Genomic DNA, 19,886 nt, shown 5'->3' on the forward strand with positions numbered 1-19,886 from the left:
TGCCGCGGAGGGGCGTTATCCGCGCGAAGGGGGCGCTGGGAATGGGGTAGTCACAAGCAAGACTTGCGAGAAGGACAGAGCAATGGCGGAATCAGCACGACGGGCACGCGGTGGCGGAGGTGCAGCACGGCGCGCGGCACGCACAGCGGTTTCCTTCGAGACAGCGCGATATATTGAGCGCAACATCCCGAACTTCGAAGTGCTGACCGAAGAGGCGCTGGAGATCATTGAGCATAACGCCGACACGGTGCTCGAAGAGATCGGCGTAAACTTCCCCGATAACCCCGATGCGCTGGCGCTATGGCGTGACGCCGGGGCGGATGTGCAGGGGGAGCGGGTGCGCATCCCGCGTGGGTTGGCCCGCAAGCTCTGTGCCACGGCACCCTCTACGATTACCCAAGTGGCGCGTAACCGGGACCGTGATGTTGTGATAGGGGGGAAGAGCCTGGTGCTCGCCCCCGTATATGGCCCGCCCTTCGTGCGCGATGCCGCTGGGGGACGCCGTTATGCCACAATGGCGGACTTCGAGAAATTCGTGAAGCTGGGCTATATGTCCAAATGGCTGCATCACTCCGGGGGGACGGTATGCGAGCCGACGGACATCCCGGTGAACAAGCGCCACCTTGATATGCTGCACGCGCATATGACGCTGAGCGACAAACCGTTCATGGGCTCGGTGACCGAACCGTCTCGGGCGCAGGACAGTGTCGATATGTGCGGGATCCTCTTTGGTAAGGACTTCGTGCAGGAAAACACGGTGATGACCTCGCTCATCAACATCAACTCGCCGATGACTTTTGACGATGTGATGATGGGCGCGCTTAAGGTCTATGCCGAGAACAATCAGGCCTGCATCATCTCTCCCTTTATCGTGGGAGGGGCTATGGCACCAGTGAGTGTAGCAGGAACACTCACGCAGGTGCTGGCCGAGACTTTGGCAGGGATCGCTTATAGCCAGCTTGTGCGCCCCGGTGCACCCGTGATCATGGGGGCCTTTGTGACCTCCATCGATATGAACAGTGGTGCGCCGACCTTTGGCACGCCAGAGGCTGCGCATATCACCTATGGCGCTGGGCAATTGGCGCGGCGCATGAACCTGCCATACCGCAGTGCCGGGTCGTTCAACGGCTCGAAACTGCCCGATGCGCAGGCGGCCTATGAGACCTCGAACAGTCTGAATATGGGGCTTTTGTCGGGCGTAAACTTTATGCTGCATGCCTGCGGTTGGCTGGAAGGGGGGCTTGTATCGTCCTTTGAGAAATTCGTGATGGATGCTGACCAACTGGGCACGCTGCATCACCTCGCCCGTGGTATAGAGATTGACGAAAACGCGCAGGCGATGGACGCGATCCGCGAAGTCGGGCCGGGGGGGCATTACCTTGGCTGCGCCCATACACAGAACAACTTCCGCGAGGCGTTCTGGAAGTCGGACCTGCTGGATTACAAACCCTTCGAGACATGGTCGGACGAAGGCGCGCGCGATACGCAGGCGCTTGCCACCGCACGGATGGAAAAGATGCTGGCGGATTATCAGCAACCGGCATTGGATCCGGCCATTCGCGAGGCGCTAGATGCGTTTGTCGCGGAGCGCAAAGCGGCCGAGCCTGACAGTTTTACTTAAGGCGTTCAGGCGGGGGGCGGTCCCCCCGCGTTGGCTTTCAGGCGCTGGGGGTTTGCGCAGCCTTAAGATAACGCGCTTCGCCAATCATGGCGATCAACACATCAACATGGCGGATCAGGCTATAGCTTGCATCTGCCGCCTTGCGCTGGGTGTTTAGCTCCGCCTCAATTTCAATGAGCGTGATCAGCGCAGTACCGTGACGTGGCAACACCCCAAAGCCCAAGATGCGGGGCAGATGGGTGCCACGTCGATAGTCCTCAGACCCAATTCGCGCGGCCCGCATCAAGAGGCGCGGGCGGTGAAGCTTTTGCAGCATTGTCAGTAGATCTTGCATCACAACTCTCCGGTAAGCGGGTGGTGAATCACCCCATCTCGGAAAGTGTGTCACAACTTTTGCGGGTGTTGCGTCGTGCACTTTCCCGGCGTACGGCGCATTCCGGCATCGTTTACCTTTTGGAAACAATCATTGCCAAACAAGATGATTTTAACGAACGGGTAACCAAAACATCCATAGGTTGTGAATGTCTCTGGGGATAGCTCTCCAGCTTGGGGACCCGCCAAAAAATGGAAGTGGCAGTCAATTGAAGGCGCATCACCAAACCCAACAGACAGTTATGCCGGGATGGGTGCCGCATGGAGCCCTGCATTACCTCGCACATACGGAGACCGGCGCACCGATCCGGGCTTTGGCACGCCAAGCTGGCTGTCATGCCTCAACGATCATGCGCCAAATTCGCCGTATCGAGACCCGGCGCGACGATCCGCTGGTGGATGCAGCTTTGCGCAGGCTCGGCGCGGTGCGGCGTGACTTGGATTGTAATGCTGGCCCCCCAGCAGGAAAGACAACAACAATGAATACAACAGCCGCCCCCCTCTTGGACGAAGATACATTTGCCGCAGAGGCGCTGCGCGTGTTGCGCCGTTTGCATGAAACAGGCGCGGTTCTCGCCGTGGCCGAGGGCATGGAGAAGGCCGTCGTCGTCCGGGAAACAGATGCCGGCCCCGGCGCGCGCACTGCTGTGGTCGACAGCGCCGTGGCGCAAGCAATGGCTTTGAAGGACTGGATCGCGCCGGGCAGCACAGGCCGGGTGACGCGTTATCACATCACCAGCGCAGGCCGGGGCGCGTTGCGGCGCATGATAGAGGACCAGGGCGCGGTGGCAGCCGATGGCTTTGCCGAAGATCAAACGGCGTTTCTGAGCATGTCTTGTGATCCGCAAATGGAAGAGGACGGCGATACAGAACCAACACCCCGTCGCAACCGCTATTGCCTGTCGGAAAGCCCGCTCTCTGCACTGGCGCGGCGACGGGACAAATCTGGCACGCCGTTTTTAGAGGATGGGCTGGTGCACGCAGGAGAGCGGCTGCGCGAGGATTTCGAATTGGCGCAAATGGGCGGCGGAATCACGCAGAACTGGGATCATTTTCTGACCCCCGGTACCAAACCAACCGGGCGGGGCGACAATTCGGGCGTCATGGCCGCTGCAGAGGCACGCAAGCGGGTGGCCGATGCGATGGCCGATCTTGGACCCGGCCTGTCGGATGTGGTGCTGCGCTGTTGTTGCTATTTGGAAGGGTTAGAGACCACTGAAAAGCGGCTGGGGTGGTCGGCACGCTCAGGCAAGATCGTGCTGCGGATCGCGCTCATGCGGCTCAAGCGGCACTACGACGAAACCGTAGGGCCGGGGGGGCCGATGATCGGATAAAGAAGGGGCGGCAGGGGAAAGGACCCTGCCGCCCCAATCGTTTTAGTCTGCGACCGTCGTCGGCGTCTCATCTGTCACCGAAATCGCGACCTCGTCTTTCTCATAAGCGTTGCGCACACCGGCGGCATAGTCTGGGTGCACTTTCTCAAGCACCGCATACCAGCGTTCTTTCACCGACTGCGAGCAGGGGGCCATCGCACCGGCCATGTTCGCGTGCAGACGGTCGCGCTGCCCTTGGTCAAAGACCTCAAGGTAGAGCTTGCGCGGCTGCACGTAATCGGCATCCGATTCCTCTTGGACATAGCGATCTGCATCGCCCGAAATGCGCAGCGGCGGTTCCTGAACCGACGGGTCGGGACGGGCCGATTCTTCGTATTGGTTCGGCTCGTAATAGGCATCTGGGTGGCCGGTCTGCTGCGGGAAGAACCGCATGGAGCCATCTTTGTGGTAGTGGTGCATCGGCGCGGCCTTGGGCGCGTTGACGGGCAGAGCCTCGTAATGCGTGCCAAGACGGTAGCGGTGCGCATCTGCATAGGAAAAGACCCGTGCTTGCAACATCTTATCGGGTGAGAAACCGATGCCGGGCACCTTGTTCGATGGCGAATAGGCGGCGTTTTCGACGCTCTGGAAGTAGTTGTCGGGGTTGCGATTAAACTCCAACATACCAACCGGGATCAGCGGGTAATCCGCATGCGGCCAGACTTTGGTCAGGTCAAAGGGGTTAAAGCCGCAGGTTTCGGCCTCCGCCTCGGGCATGACTTGGATGTTCAGCTCCCATTTCGGGAATTCGCCGCCTTCGATGGCGTTGAACAGATCCTCTTGGAAGTTCTCACGTGTCGACCCGATCAGCTTCTCCGCGTCCTCGTTCGAGCGGTTGCGGATCTCCTGCTGGCAGCGGAAGTGGAACTTCACCCAATGACGCTCACCCTTGGCGTTCCACATCGAATAGGTGTGGCTTCCGTAGCCGTGCATGTGCATCGGGTTCACCGGAATGCCGCGGTCGGACATCAGGATTGTAACTTGGTGCGCTGATTCAGGCTGCGCCGCCCAGAAATCAAACATCGCCTCGGGCGAGCGCAGGTTGGTGCGCGGGTGGCGTTTCTGAGTGCGGATAAAGTCCGGGAATTTATAGGCGTCGCGGACAAAGAAGATCGGGGTGTTGTTGCCCACCACGTCCCAATTGCCTTCTTCGGTGTAAAATTTCACCGAGAATCCGCGCACGTCACGCTCACTGTCGGCAGCACCCAATTCGCCCGCCACAGTGGACCAGCGCGAGAGGATTTCGCAGGTTTTGCCCACTTCGGAGAAGATCGCCGCACAGCTATAGTCGCTGATGTCATGGGTGACGGTGAACGTGCCTTCCGCGCCCCAGCCCTTGGCGTGCACGGCGCGCTCGGGGATCCGCTCGCGGTTTTGATGGGCCAGTTTTTCGATCAGTTGGTAGTCATCCAACAGCACCGGGCCGCGGCTTCCGGCGGTTTTGCTGGTGTCATTGGTCGGCATCGGCGCGCCGGCGGTGGTGGTGAGACGCTTGCTCATCTTGGGTTCCCCTCGGTTATTGTCTGAGGGGAGAATGGCGGAGGTTCTCTATAATTTCCAATTGCAGTTTTGTAAATTTGCGATAGGAAAAAGTTATGAACTTCACGCTCAAACAATTGGAATATTTCCGTGCACTGGCGACATTGGGCAACTTCGGCCGCGCGGCGGAGGCGTGCAACATCTCGCAACCCGCACTTTCAGTGCAAATCCGCAGTTTGGAGCAGTCGCTTGGCGGGCGGCTGGTTGAACGGCAGAGCCGCGCTTCGGTCCTAACGCCCTTAGGCCGCGAGGTTTTGAGCTGCGCTGATGACATCCTGCGCCGCGCGAAACTGCTGGAGGCGACGGCCCGTGAACAGGTGGGGTTGGCGGGCACACTGAACCTTGGGCTTATTCCCACCGTTGCGCCTTATCTGCTGCCGGGGGTGCTGGCAGCGCTCCGATCGCAGGACATCTCGTTGCGGGTCGAAGTGCGCGAGGCACAGACCGATCAACTTCTGACCGATCTGCGCGCAGGTGCGCTTGACGCGGCGGTCATGGCCCTGCCGACGGGGGAAACCGGATTGGCCGAAGTAGCGCTGTTCGAAGACCGCTTTCTCCTCGCAGGATCGGCAGAGCGTATGGCCGGGGCCATGGTCAACCATCCGACCGATCTGGCGCGTACACCTTTGATGTTGTTGGAGGATGGCCACTGCTTAACCGATCAGGCGCTAGAAGTCTGTCAGCGCGACCGCACACAGGCGGGCATCCACACGGGGGCATCGTCCCTCGCCACCCTGTCGCGGCTGGTGGAGGCGGGTTTTGGCATGACCTTGATGCCCGAAATCGCCGCCCGAACCGAGCTTGACGCCGCACCGGGGCTGCGCCTGCACCGTTTCGGCACGCCGGAGCCTGCGCGGCAAATTGGGCTCGTGCGTCGGGCGGGCACGCCAGCAGGCGGTTGGGCGACGCAATTGGCCGAAACGCTAACAGAGGTGGGGGAGGGGCTGACCGGACGGCTGCGCGCAAATTACTAGGCGCAAGCGGGTCAAAGGGACCGGGCCAAGCGGCCCGATCCGATCACATGGAAGGGCTTAGGCCGCTTCGGTTTTCTTTTGGTTTTCGAGGTATTCCAGCACGGTTTCGGGGCTGGATACGCCGTAAGGGTCATCACCGTGGTTGTCGCTGATGCCGGGCTCTTCGAACCATGCTTCGATCTGACCGTCGTTGACGATGGCGGCATAGCGCCAGCTGCGTGCACCAAAGCCGAGGTTGTCCTTGGCGACCAACATGCCCATGCGGCGGGTGAATTCGCCCGACCCATCAGGGATCACGTCGATGTTCTCAACACCCTGCATCTCTTTCCATTTGTTCATGACAAAGCTGTCGTTGACCGACAGGCAGTAGATGCCGTCGATGCCATGCTCTTGGAACGCAGCGAAGTTGTTCTCAAAGCCGGGCAGCTGGTAGGTGCTGCATGTCGGCGTGAAAGCACCGGGGAGCGAGAACAGGACAACGCGCTTGCCTTTGAAGAAGTCTTCGCTGGTTTTGTCTTCCCAGCGGAAGGGGTTGTTGCCTTCGATGCTGTCATCGCGCACGCGCGTTTTGAAGGTGACGTTAGGGACTTGGATACCGGGTTTCATCGCGTCTCTCTTTCTCGAATTGGAATCTTTGTGGCTTGGTAGCGGATATAAGAAGCGTGATCAACTTTCGCAATGCTGCAACTGCATTGTATCTTTCGGGTTAGAAAACAACGCGCTAAATCAAGACGATGGGCCAATGTCACTGGCGCATGGCTGCCTTGTTCTGAGGGCGCATGCTGTAGGTGGTCATCGGGCCAAGGACTATGATAAACAAACGGCGACACAATGATCAGAGGCCCCCGATGCGCGATCTGAAGATTCCCGAACAGCGCCACCCCGAAAAGGCGCGCAAGCCTGACAACGCCCAGCCGAAAAAGCCGAGTTGGATCAGGGTCAAAGCGCCCGGCGGCAAGGGCTATGCCGAGACTGCGCGCATCATGCGTGACAACAAGTTGACGACGGTCTGCGAAGAGGCGGGCTGCCCCAATGTTGGCGAATGTTGGTCGCAGGGCCACGCCACAATGATGATCATGGGCGAGGTTTGTACCCGCGCTTGTACCTTCTGCAACATCGCTACGGGTAAGCCGCCAGAGGATCTGGATGTGTTCGAGCCGGGCCGTGTGGCCGATGCGGTTGCCAAACTGGGGCTGAACCACGTTGTCATTACTTCGGTCGACCGCGACGACATCGAAGATGGCGGGGCCGAGCATTTTGCCCAAACCATCCGCGCCGTGCGTCACCGCAGCCCCGACACGACAATCGAAATTCTGACGCCGGATTTCATCCGTTGCGGCCCCGAAGCCCTTGAAAAGGTTGTCGAAGCGCGCCCGGATGTGTTCAACCACAACCTTGAGACGGTACCGGGCCTCTATCCCGAAGTGCGCCCCGGCGCGCGTTACTTCCACTCCCTACGCTTGCTTCAGCGGGTAAAGGAACTGGACCCGTCGATGTTCACCAAATCGGGCATCATGGTGGGCTTGGGCGAAGATCGGCAATCGGTCATTCAGGTGATGGAAGACATGCGCGCCGCCGACATCGACTTCTTGACCATCGGACAATACTTGCAGCCGACGCCAAAGCACCACGCGTTGGACCGTTTTGTAACGCCGGAGGAATTTGCGTCCTTTGAAAAGGCGGCTTACGGCAAGGGGTTCTTGATGGTTTCGGCCACGCCGCTGACCCGGTCGAGCTATCACGCTGGCGACGATTTCGCGCGTCTGCGCGAGGCGCGGAACCGTAAGCTGGGGCTGGGGTAAAGCACCAATAGCTGCGCCCGGCGTTACCCGCCGGGCAGGGCTTTGAGATAGGCCGCAATCGCTTCGCGGTCGCTTTCGGGCAGTTGTGCAAGGTTGCGCACCACTTCGGCCATTTCACCGCCTGCGCTGTCGTATTCCGGCGTGAAGCCGGAAGTGAAGTATTCCACCAAATCTGCCTGCGACCAATCCAGATGCGCAGGCGTGATACCAGGGATGCGCCCTTTGCCCGAAGGGTTCGGCGCGCCGGTCAGCCAAGCCTTGCGCTGTAGCCCACCCAAGGCATTGCGCGCTGTGTGGCATTCCCCGCAATGGGCCATCCCCTCGACGAGATATCGACCGCGTTCAACTTGCGCGCCTGACACCTCGGCCATGACGTATTCATCATTAAAAAACAGCATCTTCCACACCCCAAGCCCGCGGCGCACGTTGAAGGGAAAGCCCACCTCATGCGGCAGGCTTGGGACCTCTGCGGCGGGCAGGGTCTGCATATAGGCAAAAAGGTTCACCACGTCCTGCGGGGCGAGGTGCTGGTAGGCGGCATAGGGGAAAGCGGGGTAGTAATGCTGCCCCTCGGGTGAGACACCACGCGTCACGGCGCGGGCAAATTGCGGTAGGGTCCAGCCGCCGATGCCGTGGTTCGGGTCTGGCGATATATTTGGCGCGTGGAAGGTCCCGAAGTCGCTGGGGAAGGGCAGGCCACCGGCCAAAACCAGCATCTTATCCCCCTCACTCTTGGGCGCGGCATGGCACGATACGCAGCCCCCGGCGGCAAAGACGAGCGCGCCAGCCTCGGCATCAGGTGTCAGCCCCGCGCCATAGGACGGGTCAAGCGGATCGGGCCCGGTAACGACCCAGCCAAAGGCCGCGCCAAGAATGGCGCAGCCCAGCAGGATCATCAAAATGCGTCGCAAGGATTAGCTCTTGGGTACGCGGTAATCGTCGTGGCAAGCGCCACAGGCTTTGCCGAGATTGCCCATGCCAGCCTTAAGCGCATCAAGATCGGTCCCGGCAGCGTCCATCATCGCGGCGCTGGCGGTTTGCAGGTTCTCTAACTTGCTGGCAAAACCTTCGGCGTCGGTCCAGACTTCGGCCTTGGCGTCTGATCCTTCGACCATCCCATTCTCGGTGCCTTCGATCCACATTGTCGATGTATCAAGCGTGGCTGCGGCATGCAGGTTGGACGCGGCGACTTTGGCCTTTTCAGCGTCATACTCGGCTTCGCCCTTGGCCATTCCACCCAAAACCCCGGTGTGATAAGCGATAAGCTGCATCTGTGCATGGCGTGCGCCGACGGCAGCGGCAGCGGCTTTGTCGCTATGGCCGGCCGCAAAGCCAGCAGTTGCGATGACCAAAGCGCCGAGGCTAATCGCTGTAATACTCTTTGTTAAATGCATGATTTTCTCCCTTTGATTGCCGCAGCGTAACACGGGGCAGGAAGCTGACAAAAAACAAAAACGTGATCAGCAGGATAACAGGCGCGGTTCGGCTTAGAACCGGCGGGGGATACGCTCTGCCGTGGCCCAATCAGGCCAGTAGCCCAGCCAGTCGATCAAGCCGATGGCCAGGGCCGCAGCGATGATTGCGAAGACTACGATCACCCGTTTCATCGACGGTGGATTGCGCGCCCAATTGGACATGCGCAACAGCCACCGTGGGTCCATCATGTAAAGCGGACTTTGCCGATGAAGGGCAGGTTGCGATTGCGTTGGGCAAAGTCGATGCCATAGCCCACGACAAATTCATCGGGGATTTCAAAGCCGGTCCAGTCAGCCTTAAGATCGACCTCACGCCGGGTGGGTTTGTCGAGCAGGGCAATGGATTTCAACCGCGCCGGTTCGCGTGAACGCAGCAGGTTGGTGACATGGTGCAGCGTGTGGCCCGTGTCGACGATATCTTCGACAACCAGCACATCACGCCCTTCGATCGCGCCGCGCAAGTCTTTGAGAATGCGCACTTCCCGGCTGCTCTCCATGCCGTCGCCATAGCTGGAGGCTTCGAGGAAATCGACCTCGATCGGCAGGTCCAGTTCGCGCACCAGATCGGCAATGAACACGAAGGAACCGCGCAACAGGCCGACCACGACCAGCTTGTCGGTGCCATCAAATTCGTCGTGAATTTCGCGGCAGAGAGACTCGATCCGGGCCGCGATGGCCTTGGCCGAGATCATTTCATCGATGACGTAAGGCCGTTGTGCCATGGTTTTGCCCTTGAATCTGCGGGATCGAACAGTGAGATAGGGGGTACCTCGCTACGCAACGGAACGCAATGCCCACCCATTCTGAGACCCGCCAATTGCCCTATAGCGCGCAACAGATGTATGATCTGGTTGCCGATGTGGGCCGCTACCCTGAATTTTTGCCCTGGACCGCTGCTGCGCGCATTCGTAGCGACGAAGAGCGCGGCGATCACCGGGTGATGGAGGCCGATCTTGTGATCTCCTTCAAGGTGTTTCGGGAGCGGTTCACCAGCCGTGTGGTGCTCTGGCCCGAGGCCAAAAAGATCGACACTGAATATCTTGATGGGCCGTTCAAGTATATGAAATCAAACTGGCATTTTGAGGATAACCTCGAAGGATGCCAGGTGCATTTCTTTGTCGATTTTGAGTTCAAGAACATGATCTTGCAAAAGGTCATCGGTGTGGTTTTCAACGAAGCGATGCAGCGCATCGTGCGGGCCTTTGAGAACCGTGCGAAAGAGCTTTACGGCCCTAAAGGCTAAAGCGCCGCGAAGCCTCGCAGCAACAGGCCAAGCGCATGGTCACGGGCCGCAAGCCGCACCGCGCCGCGGCCCTGTGCACCGAACTCAATCGTTTCCGTCTGAACGCCCGCCGCTGTGGCGAGGCCAAAACAAACGCGGCCTTCGGGCTTATGCTCTGATCCGCCGGGCCCCGCGATGCCTGTGATCGACACCGCGATCTGCGCCTCAGAGTTCGCCAATGCGCCTGTCGCCATCTCTGCGGCCACCTGTTCAGACACCGCACCCCATTGCGCGAGCGTCGCCTCTGAAACGCCCAACATCGCGATCTTCGCGGCATTGGTATAGGTCACGAAGCCCCGGTCGAGCAGCGCCGAAGACCCCGGCAAGTCGGTCAGTGCGGCCGCCACCATTCCGCCCGTGCAACTCTCCGCACAGGCGACCATTACGCCGGTTTCGCGTGCCTTTTCCAAGAGTTGCGCGGCAAGGCTCATTACAACACACCGTGGTAAAGCGCCGCCAGCGCCATGACGCCAAGCGCGGCGAAGATACCGGCAAAGATATCGTCAAGCATCACACCAAAGGGGCCACCCTGACGGTCTGCCCAGCCGATGATCAGCGGTTTGGTGATGTCAAATAGTCGGAACAGGGCAAAGGCGGCGATCCAACCGGGCCACATGGAAAGGATCGGAATTTGCATGGACCAAGCGGCATAAGACAGCGGCAAAAGCGCGATCCACTGGCCGACCAATTCGTCGATCACAACCTCGCCCGGATCATGATCCGGCCCGCCGGCCGTATAGCGCGCCGTGGCCCACCAGCCCAAGGGGATGGCCACGAGTATCCCAATCACCAGCAGCGGAAAGCCCCCGATCACATGCAAAAGCCACGCATAGGGCAGAGCGACAAGTGAGCCCCAAGTGCCCGGCGCGGGGCGGATATGGCCAACGCCCAGAAGTGTCGCAATGAGATGAGCTGGGGTCATGATTTCACCAATGTTGCTGTGGCCATACAGGCGATGCCTTCGCCACGTCCGGTAAAGCCGAGGCGCTCGCTTGTTGTCGCTTTGACGGACACGCGGTCGATCTCAAGCCCTACCATCTCAGCCATAGAGGCGCGCATCGGCTGTACATGGGGGCCAATCTTAGGAGTCTCGCAGATCAGCGTGCAATCAACATGGGTCAATGTGAACCCCATATCGCGGGCCATCTGCGCGGCATGGCGCAGAAAGATATCGCTGCGCGCGCCTTTCCACTGTGGATCGCTCGGTGGGAAGTGCTGGCCGATGTCGCCCCGTGCCAGCGCGCCATAAATCGCGTCAGTGACCGTGTGCAGCGCCACGTCGGCGTCGGAATGGCCGACCAGCCCGTGGGTGTGCGGAATGTCGAGGCCGCAGAGGGTGACATGATCTCCGGGGCCAAAGGCGTGAACGTCAAATCCGTTGCCGGTGCGAATGTCCATGCGGGTCTCCAATATGCGGGCGGCACGGGCGAAATCCTTGGGCCGGGTGATTTTCAGGTTATCGGCGCTGCCTTTGGTGATGGCAACGGTCAGGCCCGCCGCGCGGGCAACTTCGACATCATCTGCCGCTTGACCGCCGTAGCTTGCGTGGGCGGCGCGGATCGCGGCAAGGTCAAATCCCTGCGGCGTCTGTGCGGCGAACAGGCTGCTGCGGTCTTGTGTGCCCGTGACGTGCCCATCGTTGCCCTGCCAAAGTGCGTCGGTGACAGGCAATCCGGGGGCCGCGGCTTGGTGGTGCGCAAGCGCCTCAACCACCCCAAGGATGATCTCAGCCGAAACACAGGGTCGCGCGGCGTCGTGGATCAGCACCTTGTCGGCTTGGCCAATCGCATCAAGACCGCGCTGAACAGAGGCCGCGCGCTCCGCCCCGCCGGTGGTGACGGTGACGCCTTGCGCGGCAAACGCCTCGGCCTGATCCATGTCATCTTCATGCAGCACCAGCACAATCTCGGTGATCTGGGGCAGGGCGCGAAAGGCCGCGAGCGTGTGGTCAATCACCCGCGCGCCTGCCAACCCCTGCCACTGCTTGGGCTGCGGACCGCCTGCGCGGCTGCCACGCCCGGCGGCGACAATCAGGGCTGCGATACTCATGAGGACATTCCGGGCAAGTCTTTGAACATGACCCTGTCTAGGCAAAGCGCGGGCAGGGTGCAATCTGGGGGCATTGCTTAAAAATTAAGCATTCACTTGGCGCATAGCTGCTTTTCAGGTTAGTTTTATTGAGGTCGTGCCGTGGCAGAGCTACACAGCAAGGGACCGCACAAGGATTAAGCATGTGACCGCCGACCCCCTAAATTTCGATCCGCCGGTATTCCTCGCGCCGATGGCCGGGATCACCGATCTGCCCTATCGCAGTCTTGTGGCACGATTCGGGGCCGGATTGGTCGTGTCTGAGATGGTCGCCAGCCAAGAATTGCTGAGCCGCCGCCCCGGAACCCGCGAGAAGGCAGAGCTGGGGCTGGATGTCATCGGCACCTCAGTCCAGCTTGCGGGCCGCGAGGCCGAACCGATGGCCGAAGCTGCCCGCATGGTAGAGGCCATGGGCGCGCGGATCATCGACATCAACATGGGCTGCCCGGCCAAGAAGGTGACGCAAGGGGCCTCCGGCTCGGCGTTGATGAAAACACCAGACCATGCGCTGCGGCTGATCGAGGCGGTTGTGGGCGCGGTCAACGTGCCGGTGACGTTGAAAACCCGGCTCGGGTGGGATGACAATATGCTCAACGCAGCACCTATCGCCAAACGGGCCGAAGACGCTGGCGTGCAGATGATCACCATCCATGGGCGCACGCGCTGCCAGTTCTACAAAGGTCGCGCCGATTGGGCGGCGATCCGGGCGGTGAAAGAGACGGTTAATGTCCCCGTTATTGCCAATGGTGACATCATCGGTAGCGACGAGGCGCGGCAGGCGCTGAAACTCTCGGGCGCAGATGGCGTGATGGTCGGGCGCGGCGCGCAAGGGCGACCTTGGCTGCTGGCGCAGATTGCTCATGATCTGCACGGTCGTCCGGCCCCGGTGATCCCCAAAGGGCGCGCGATGGCCGAAATGGTCACTGAGCATTACGACGAGATGCTACGTTTTTACGGGGTCGAACTGGGTGCCAAGGTCGCGCGGAAACATCTGGGCTGGTATATGGACCATTGCGGCACCCCCGCCGACCTGCGCCGCGCTGTGTTGACCGCGCGGGAGGTGAACACCACCTTCGATTTGATCACCGAAGCGATGCAGTATGATGCCGCAGCCCTGCAACCCCCGGTCGCAGCATGAGAACCGAGACTTCCGAGCGTCAGATTTGGACCTCGCTCCCGGTGCCTGCCTTCATCATCAGTGACGACGACCGGGTTGATGATCTGAACCCCTCTGCCGAAGGGTTCCTGAATGCGTCGGCCCGCGCGGCGATCGGCCAGTCGATCTGGCGTCTGATTGCAGTGGATCAACCGCTTGAGGCCGCTTTTGCCCGCGCGCGACTGCAGGGAACACCGCTGTTTGTTAATGATGTGGATGTGGGGGCGATGCAGCGTGCGCCGCTTCAATGTGCCTTGCAAATTGCGCCACTGGTGGGCGGGGCCAAACAGATGATCTTGATGATCACACCGCGAGAGTTGGCCGGGCGCATCACGCAGGATCACAGCGTGAAGTCCGCCGCGAAATCCGCCATCGGCATGGCTGAGATGCTGGCACATGAGATCAAGAACCCACTGGCCGGGATCACCGGCGCGGCACAGCTTTTGTCGATGAACCTGCCGCAGGATGATCTGGAGCTGACCGATCTGATCGTCGCTGAAAGCCGCCGCATTGTGAAACTGTTGGAGCAGGTCGAGCAGTTCGGCAATCTCATGCCGCCTGAGCGCAAGCCGGTGAACCTGCATGACGTGCTCGACCGTGCCCGACGCTCGGCGCTGTTGGGCTTCGGCGCGAAGATGAAAATTTGCGAGGATTACGACCCTTCATTGCCGCCCGCGCTTGGCGACAAAGACCAGCTTTTGCAGGTGCTTTTGAACCTCATCCGTAATGCGTCTGAGGCCGCAGGCGACGCGGGTGGCACGATCCGCTTGCGCAGTTTCTATGAACACGGTTTCCAGTTGCGCCGCGCCGATGGGGACGGTCAACCGCTGCCCTTGCAGATCGAGGTGATCGACGATGGCCCCGGCTTACCTGACCATATCCGCGCAGATGTTTTTGACCCTTTTGTCTCGGGCCGCGAGAACGGCACGGGGCTGGGCCTCGCCCTCGTAAGCAAAATCATTTCAGACCACGGGGGGTGGATTTCTGTCAGTTCTGCCCCCGGTCGAACCGCATTCCGCATTTCGCTGCCGCGCGCTGGTGCCGCGGCCATCAAGGAGAATTGACATGGATGGCACCATCCTCGTCGCCGATGACGACCGCACAATCCGAACCGTCCTGACCCAAGCGCTCACCCGCGCAGGTTGCAAGGTGCACGCCACCTCAAGCCTGACCACGCTGATGCGTTGGGTGAGCGAAGGCAAGGGCGACGCGGTGATCTCTGACGTGATCATGCCCGATGGCAACGGTTTGGAAATGCTGCCGAAAATTGCGCAGGATCGTCCCGGTTTACCAGTCATTGTCATTTCGGCACAAAACACGATCATGACGGCGATCAAGGCGGCAGAGGCCGAAGCCTTTGACTATCTGCCCAAGCCGTTCGATTTGCCGGACCTGATGAAGCGCACGGCCCGCGCGCTTGAGCAACGCGCGACGCTGAGCCGGAAGCCAAGCGCTGATGACAGCGCCGAGATCGACGCCGAACGCGACGATCTGCCGATGATCGGACGCACCCCGGTGATGCAGGCGCTTTACCGTACTGTGGCGCGGGTCATAAACACCGACTTGCCTGTGCTTATTTGGGGCGAGAGCGGTTCTGGTAAATCATTGATTGCACGCGCCATTCATGACTTCTCCGACCGGCGTAGCCTGCCGTTTGTGACGGTGACGGATGCGGATCTATCTGATATCGAAGGCCCATCGCGGGTGTTGGCGCGGGTGCGCGGTGGCACGCTGATGATCGACGAGATCGCGGATTTTCCACAAGAAATTCAGGCCCGTTTGGTCCGCATGATGGACGCCCCGGGGGAGGACGCGCCGCGCTTCATGGCGACCAGCCAAAACGATCTTGATGCGGCCATGCAGGACGGCAAACTGCGCCGCGACCTCTATTACCGTCTGTCGGGCGCTACATTAGAAGTGCCCGCGCTGCGTGACCGGGTCGATGATATTCCGCTTTTGGCCGACCACTTTTTGGCCCGCGCCAACCCCGGCCCGGCGTCGCCGCGCAAACTTTCGGACAAAGCCGCACAGATACTTCTGAAATTCCCATGGCCCGGCAACGTGCGTCAATTAGAACATGCGATGCGCCAACTGGCACTGGCCAGTCAGGCGGCCGAGATTACAGCCAGCGAGGCGGAGCTGCTGCTTGGCGCGCAGACCGGCCCGGCCCCGATGCAAACAGAGGCCGACACAGAACGGCTCGGGGCATCGGTAGAGCGTCACCTGCAACGCTACTTCGACTTGCACGGCTCAATGTTGCCGCCTCCGGGACTTTATGCGCGGATCTTGCGCGAGGTTGAGCTGCCGATGATCGAAATCGCACTGGCTGCAACCGCGGGTAACCAAGCAAAATGTGCCGCATTGTTGGGAATCAACCGAAATACTTTGCGTAAGAAGATCACCGACCTCGATATTGAGGTGACACGGGGCCGCAAGATGATGTAAAAGAGCCACATAACAGTGGCCATCGGGGTACTACCCCGTTCAGGACCACAAAATATGGCGGTTGATGCAGCGATGCATCACAACATCGGTGAGGTATGGGGGTGGCAACCCGGGCACGTAGGTTCAAGCTCGAGCGTTTGGGGCGGCTCAGGCGCGTTAAGCGGCTGCGCAACTGGTCCACATTTGGGCTTGTTGTGCTGGGGCCGGTTTTGGCGCTGGCCACCTATCTGGCACTTGGGCCTTTGGGGCAGGGGGCGGATACGCTCAACCTGCGGCTCATTCTTCTTACCGATCTCGTTTATGTGCTGCTGGTTGCGGCGCTGGTCCTCATTCAAGTCGGGCGGCTGATCTCGGCGCGCCGGGCCAAATCGGCGGGCTCACGGCTTCACCTGCGACTGACGGGTGTCTTTGCCCTGATGGCGCTGATCCCGACAGTGACGGTGGCGATCTTTGCAGGGTTGACGGTGAATGTCGGGCTTGAAGGGTGGTTTTCTGACCGGGTCAGTAGCGTGGTTGGCTCTTCCTTGGCGGCCGCAGAAGCCTATGAGGCCGAGCAGCGCGAAGATTTGATCTCAGATGCCCAGACCCTTGCCCGCAGCATCGACAGCGCGCGGTCGCAGGGCATCAACCTAAGCGACAGTGAGCTTTTAGGCGAAGGCCAGCGGCAAATTCAACGCGGCCTGCGCGAAGCGTTCTTGGTGGACAGCACCGCACAGATCCGAGCGCGGGGAGATCGATCTTACCTATTCGATTTTGACCCGATCACGGAAGAGCAGATCGAAGCAGCAAGCGAGCAAGGTTTACTTGTCATCGAAGATTGGCCCAACAATGAATTCCGGGCCTTGGTGCCCATGGACGCCTATGTCGACCGCTTCCTCTATGTGTCCCGCGCGGTGGATGGCGATATTTTGTCGCTGCTGGACGAGACCAAGGAAACGGTGCGCCTCTACCAACAGCTTGAGTCCGAACGCGGACGGCTGCTGTTTGAATTCGCGCTGGTTTACCTTGGCTTTGCGGTCATCCTGATCTTGGCCGCGGTTTGGCTTGGCCTGTGGTTCGCCGAGCGGCTCTCCGGCCCTGTTGGTCGGCTTACCGGTGCAGCACAGCAGGTCGGGGCAGGGGATCTGAACGTGCAGGTCCGCGAAGAGGATGGCGATGACGAGATCGCCATGCTGGGCCGCTACTTTAACCAAATGACCCGGCAGCTTAAGGGCCAGCGCGAGACGCTGCTGGAAAATACCGACCAGATTGAGCGTCGCCGCCGGCTGTTTGATTCCGTGCTGAGTTCAGTCACCTCCGGCGTTGTGGGGCTGGACCCCGAGGGGCGCGTGACCTTTGTGAACCGCTCCGCCATGCGGTTGCTTGATTGGTCTGAGGATCAGCAGAGCCTGCCGTTGACCCTTGCTGTGCCCGAATTCGGACCGCTGTTTGAAACCGTGAAAACCGCAACCGATGAGGTGGCGCAGGCCGAGGTAAAGGTCTCTCGCCAAGGGGCGCTGGAAAACCTGCTGGTCCGCATGGCGACACGGCGTGCCAAGGATGGCGACCTGGAAGGCTATGTGGTGGCCTTTGATGATGTGACCGATTTGGTTAGTGCGCAGCGGATGGCCGCTTGGGGCGACGTGGCGCGTCGGATCGCCCATGAGATCAAGAATCCGCTGACGCCCATCCAATTGAGCGCGGAACGCATTCGGCGCAAGTTCGGCCCCAAAATGGCCGAAGGGGACGACGACGCGCTTGAGCAGATGACGGGCGTGATCATCCGTCAAACGGGTGATCTGCGGCGCATTGTCGATGAATTCTCTAAATTCGCGCGGATGCCCGAGCCAGAGACCAGCCGTCAGGACATCCGGCAGCTGCTGCGCGATGCAGTGCTCTTACAGCAAAGCAGGCAGGAAGACGTGACAATCAATCTTGACCTGCCCACACAGCCGGTCATGGCCAATATCGACGGCACCATGATTTCGCAGGCATTGACCAATCTGATCAAAAACGCCGGTGAAGCGATCGAAACACTAAAGAAAGAAGGCCCGCCAGAGGGGCACGTTCCGCAGATCCGGGTGGTGCTTGCACCTGACACCCGGCTTTTGCGGCTGACCATCGCCGACAATGGCATCGGCCTGCCCGAAGACCGCGCACGGCTATTTGAGCCCTATGTGACCACGCGCAGCGAAGGCACCGGGCTGGGCCTGCCAATCGTGAAAAAGATCATCGAAGAGCATGGCGGCAGCCTGACACTCGAAACCGCGCCCGCGTTTGACGGGCAAGACCATCACGGGGCCATGGCAGTCATCGCGCTGCCTATGGCCATCGACACAATGACAGATCAAGGGGACAAGGCAGATGAGTGACATCCTAATTGTAGACGACGAACGCGACATCCGTGAGTTGATCTCGGATATCCTTAAGGACGAAGGCTTTGCCACGCGATTAGCCAGCAATTCAGACGAGACGATGGCCGAGATCAACACCGAAGCGCCGGCGCTGATCATTCTCGACATTTGGCTCAAAGACAGCCGAATGGACGGGATCGACATTCTCAAGACCGTCAAGCGCGACAACCCGGATGTGCCGGTGGTGATCATCTCAGGCCATGGCAATATCGAGATTGCCGTCGCGGCGATCAAACAGGGTGCTTATGACTTTATCGAAAAACCCTTCAACATTGACCAACTCTTGGTGGTGATCCGCCGCGCGATGGAAACCTCACGTCTGCGCCGTGAAAACCAGAACCTTAAGCGGCGCGATGTGGCGTCGGCTGAGATGCTGGGCACCTCCGCGCCCTACCGCGCTTTGTTAAGCCAGCTTGATAAGGTGACCAAATCCAATGGCCGCGTGATGCTGACTGGCCCCGCCGGTTCGGGCAAGGAAGTGGCCGCGCGCTATATTCATGCCCATTCCGCCCGCGCCTCTGCGCCTTTTGTCACGGTCAATTGCGCCGGGGTGGCCCCGGATCGGATGGAAGAGGTGCTTTTTGGCCGCGAGACGCCGGACCGGGGGATCGAGCCGGGGCTGCTGGAACAGGCACACGGCGGGGTGATCTACTTTGACGAGGTCGCGGACATGCCGCTTGGCACCCAATCGAAAATCCTGCGGGTGTTGGTGGATCAACAGTTTAACCGCGTCGGCGGGACAGATAAGGTGCGCGTTGACCTGCGGGTGATCTCCTCCACCAATCGCGATCTGGATCAGGCGATCAAAGCCGATACGTTCCGCCAAGAGCTGTATCACCGCCTCAACGTGGTGCCGATTGCCGTGCCGTCCCTAGAAGAGCGCCGCGAGGATATCCCACTGTTGGCCGAGCATTTCATTGCTGAGTTCAACGCCTCCCAAGGTCTGCCGCAGCGGGCGCTGACCGAAGATGCCGTGGCCTTGATGCAGACGATGGTCTGGCCCGGCAACGTGCGGCAACTCAAGAACCTTGTTGAGCGTGTGCTGATCCTTGGCGATGGCACTGGCCCTATTGAAGCGCGCGAATTGCCCGGCGACGATGAGAACGGCGGCGATGATGGGCGTGTTGTGCTTTCGGGCGCATTGGCCACACTGCCGCTGCGCGAAGCGCGTGAGGCGTTTGAACGCGAATATCTGCTGACCCAGATCAACCGTTTTGGTGGCAACATCAGCCGCACCGCGAATTTCGTGGGGATGGAACGCAGCGCCCTGCACCGCAAGCTGAAATCGCTTGGCGTTGTGACTTCGGCCAAGGCAGGTGTGCGCATCGCACATGTGGACGAAGAGGTCGAAGCGGCGGGCTAAGCC

20 protein-coding genes are annotated in these 19,886 nt (G+C 60.3%); 10 read left to right on the forward strand and 10 right to left on the reverse strand.

The window, feature by feature from the left end; genetic code table 11:
• The first annotated feature begins 82 nt into the window (after positions 1-82).
• The gene (locus tag DSM14862_RS06800; RefSeq protein ID WP_007120462.1) at positions 83-1,621 is read left to right on the forward strand and encodes a trimethylamine methyltransferase family protein; all 1,539 of its coding nucleotides are present in this window, start codon (positions 83-85) and stop codon (positions 1,619-1,621) included.
• 37 nt (positions 1,622-1,658) lie between these two features.
• Here DSM14862_RS06800 and DSM14862_RS06805 read toward each other — a convergent pair whose 3' ends face one another.
• Positions 1,659-1,955, reverse strand: a complete 297-nt coding sequence (locus tag DSM14862_RS06805) for a DUF6477 family protein (RefSeq protein ID WP_007120463.1) — start codon at positions 1,953-1,955, stop codon at positions 1,659-1,661.
• Between the two features lie 280 nt (positions 1,956-2,235).
• Here DSM14862_RS06805 and DSM14862_RS06810 point away from each other — a divergent pair, with 280 nt between their 5' ends.
• Complete coding sequence (locus DSM14862_RS06810) at positions 2,236-3,327, forward strand: DUF6456 domain-containing protein (protein ID WP_007120464.1); 1,092 nt, start codon at positions 2,236-2,238, stop codon at positions 3,325-3,327.
• A 42-nt stretch (positions 3,328-3,369) separates the two neighbouring features.
• On the opposite strand, the gene DSM14862_RS06815 is transcribed toward DSM14862_RS06810, so the two are convergent.
• On the reverse strand, positions 3,370-4,866 hold the full coding sequence (locus tag DSM14862_RS06815) for a catalase (protein WP_243254340.1): 1,497 nt from the start codon (positions 4,864-4,866) through the stop codon (positions 3,370-3,372).
• Between the two features lie 95 nt (positions 4,867-4,961).
• Between DSM14862_RS06815 and DSM14862_RS06820 the strand changes: the two genes are divergently transcribed.
• Complete coding sequence (locus tag DSM14862_RS06820; RefSeq protein ID WP_007119511.1) at positions 4,962-5,879, forward strand: hydrogen peroxide-inducible genes activator; 918 nt, start codon at positions 4,962-4,964, stop codon at positions 5,877-5,879.
• Positions 5,880-5,936: 57 nt separating this feature from the next.
• Here DSM14862_RS06820 and DSM14862_RS06825 read toward each other — a convergent pair whose 3' ends face one another.
• A complete protein-coding gene (locus DSM14862_RS06825; RefSeq protein ID WP_007119512.1) occupies positions 5,937-6,485 on the reverse strand; it encodes a peroxiredoxin in 549 nt (182 codons plus the stop codon).
• A 242-nt stretch (positions 6,486-6,727) separates the two neighbouring features.
• On the opposite strand from DSM14862_RS06825, the gene lipA reads away from it, so the two are divergent.
• Positions 6,728-7,681 carry a lipoyl synthase gene (gene lipA / locus DSM14862_RS06830; protein WP_007119513.1) on the forward strand — a complete coding sequence of 318 codons (954 nt, stop codon included), beginning with the start codon at positions 6,728-6,730 and terminating at the stop codon, positions 7,679-7,681.
• A 23-nt stretch (positions 7,682-7,704) separates the two neighbouring features.
• Here lipA and DSM14862_RS06835 read toward each other — a convergent pair whose 3' ends face one another.
• The 4 genes from DSM14862_RS06835 to hpt all read right to left on the reverse strand — a co-directional run bounded on the left by DSM14862_RS06835 (position 7,705) and on the right by hpt (position 9,878).
• The gene (locus DSM14862_RS06835) at positions 7,705-8,592 is read right to left on the reverse strand and encodes a c-type cytochrome (RefSeq protein WP_007119514.1); all 888 of its coding nucleotides are present in this window, start codon (positions 8,590-8,592) and stop codon (positions 7,705-7,707) included.
• A 3-nt stretch (positions 8,593-8,595) separates the two neighbouring features.
• The gene (locus DSM14862_RS06840; RefSeq protein WP_007119515.1) at positions 8,596-9,075 is read right to left on the reverse strand and encodes a c-type cytochrome; all 480 of its coding nucleotides are present in this window, start codon (positions 9,073-9,075) and stop codon (positions 8,596-8,598) included.
• 93 nt (positions 9,076-9,168) lie between these two features.
• Positions 9,169-9,345, reverse strand: coding sequence for a hypothetical protein (locus DSM14862_RS06845; RefSeq protein WP_007119516.1), 177 nt, complete (start codon positions 9,343-9,345; stop codon positions 9,169-9,171).
• A complete protein-coding gene (gene hpt / locus DSM14862_RS06850; RefSeq protein WP_007119517.1) occupies positions 9,342-9,878 on the reverse strand; it encodes a hypoxanthine phosphoribosyltransferase in 537 nt (178 codons plus the stop codon). Before hpt ends, DSM14862_RS06845 begins: the two co-directional genes overlap by 4 nt.
• Positions 9,879-9,946: 68 nt before the next feature.
• On the opposite strand from hpt, the gene DSM14862_RS06855 reads away from it, so the two are divergent.
• Complete coding sequence (locus DSM14862_RS06855) at positions 9,947-10,399, forward strand: type II toxin-antitoxin system RatA family toxin (RefSeq protein ID WP_007119518.1); 453 nt, start codon at positions 9,947-9,949, stop codon at positions 10,397-10,399.
• Here DSM14862_RS06855 and DSM14862_RS06860 read toward each other — a convergent pair.
• From DSM14862_RS06860 to DSM14862_RS06870, 3 genes are read right to left on the reverse strand one after another with little or no spacing between them, the layout of a single operon-like run.
• A complete protein-coding gene (locus DSM14862_RS06860) occupies positions 10,396-10,869 on the reverse strand; it encodes a CinA family protein (protein ID WP_007119519.1) in 474 nt (157 codons plus the stop codon). The two genes, DSM14862_RS06855 and DSM14862_RS06860, sit on opposite strands and share 4 nt — an antisense overlap.
• Positions 10,869-11,360, reverse strand: coding sequence for a phosphatidylglycerophosphatase A family protein (locus DSM14862_RS06865; RefSeq protein ID WP_007119520.1), 492 nt, complete (start codon positions 11,358-11,360; stop codon positions 10,869-10,871). The genes DSM14862_RS06860 and DSM14862_RS06865 overlap by 1 nt, the downstream gene beginning before the upstream one ends.
• The gene (locus tag DSM14862_RS06870) at positions 11,357-12,487 is read right to left on the reverse strand and encodes a bifunctional 2-C-methyl-D-erythritol 4-phosphate cytidylyltransferase/2-C-methyl-D-erythritol 2,4-cyclodiphosphate synthase (RefSeq protein WP_007119521.1); all 1,131 of its coding nucleotides are present in this window, start codon (positions 12,485-12,487) and stop codon (positions 11,357-11,359) included. Before DSM14862_RS06870 ends, DSM14862_RS06865 begins: the two co-directional genes overlap by 4 nt.
• Positions 12,488-12,719: 232 nt before the next feature.
• Between DSM14862_RS06870 and dusB the strand changes: the two genes are divergently transcribed.
• The 5 genes from dusB to ntrX all read left to right on the forward strand — a co-directional run bounded on the left by dusB (position 12,720) and on the right by ntrX (position 19,883).
• Positions 12,720-13,664, forward strand: coding sequence for a tRNA dihydrouridine synthase DusB (gene dusB, locus DSM14862_RS06875; protein WP_050770388.1), 945 nt, complete (start codon positions 12,720-12,722; stop codon positions 13,662-13,664).
• Positions 13,661-14,746: a two-component system sensor histidine kinase NtrB gene (locus tag DSM14862_RS06880; protein ID WP_007119523.1), complete on the forward strand. Its 1,086-nt coding sequence runs from the start codon at positions 13,661-13,663 to the stop codon at positions 14,744-14,746. The genes dusB and DSM14862_RS06880 overlap by 4 nt, the downstream gene beginning before the upstream one ends.
• Before the next feature lies 1 nt (position 14,747).
• Complete coding sequence (locus DSM14862_RS06885) at positions 14,748-16,127, forward strand: response regulator (protein ID WP_007119524.1); 1,380 nt, start codon at positions 14,748-14,750, stop codon at positions 16,125-16,127.
• Positions 16,128-16,222: 95 nt separating this feature from the next.
• Complete coding sequence (locus tag DSM14862_RS06890) at positions 16,223-18,478, forward strand: sensor histidine kinase NtrY-like (protein WP_007119525.1); 2,256 nt, start codon at positions 16,223-16,225, stop codon at positions 18,476-18,478.
• On the forward strand, positions 18,471-19,883 hold the full coding sequence (gene ntrX / locus DSM14862_RS06895) for a nitrogen assimilation response regulator NtrX (RefSeq protein WP_007119526.1): 1,413 nt from the start codon (positions 18,471-18,473) through the stop codon (positions 19,881-19,883). The genes DSM14862_RS06890 and ntrX overlap by 8 nt, the downstream gene beginning before the upstream one ends.
• Positions 19,884-19,886: the final 3 nt, after the last annotated feature.

Source organism: Sulfitobacter indolifex (assembly GCF_022788655.1).
Lineage (GTDB): Bacteria > Pseudomonadota > Alphaproteobacteria > Rhodobacterales > Rhodobacteraceae > Sulfitobacter > Sulfitobacter indolifex.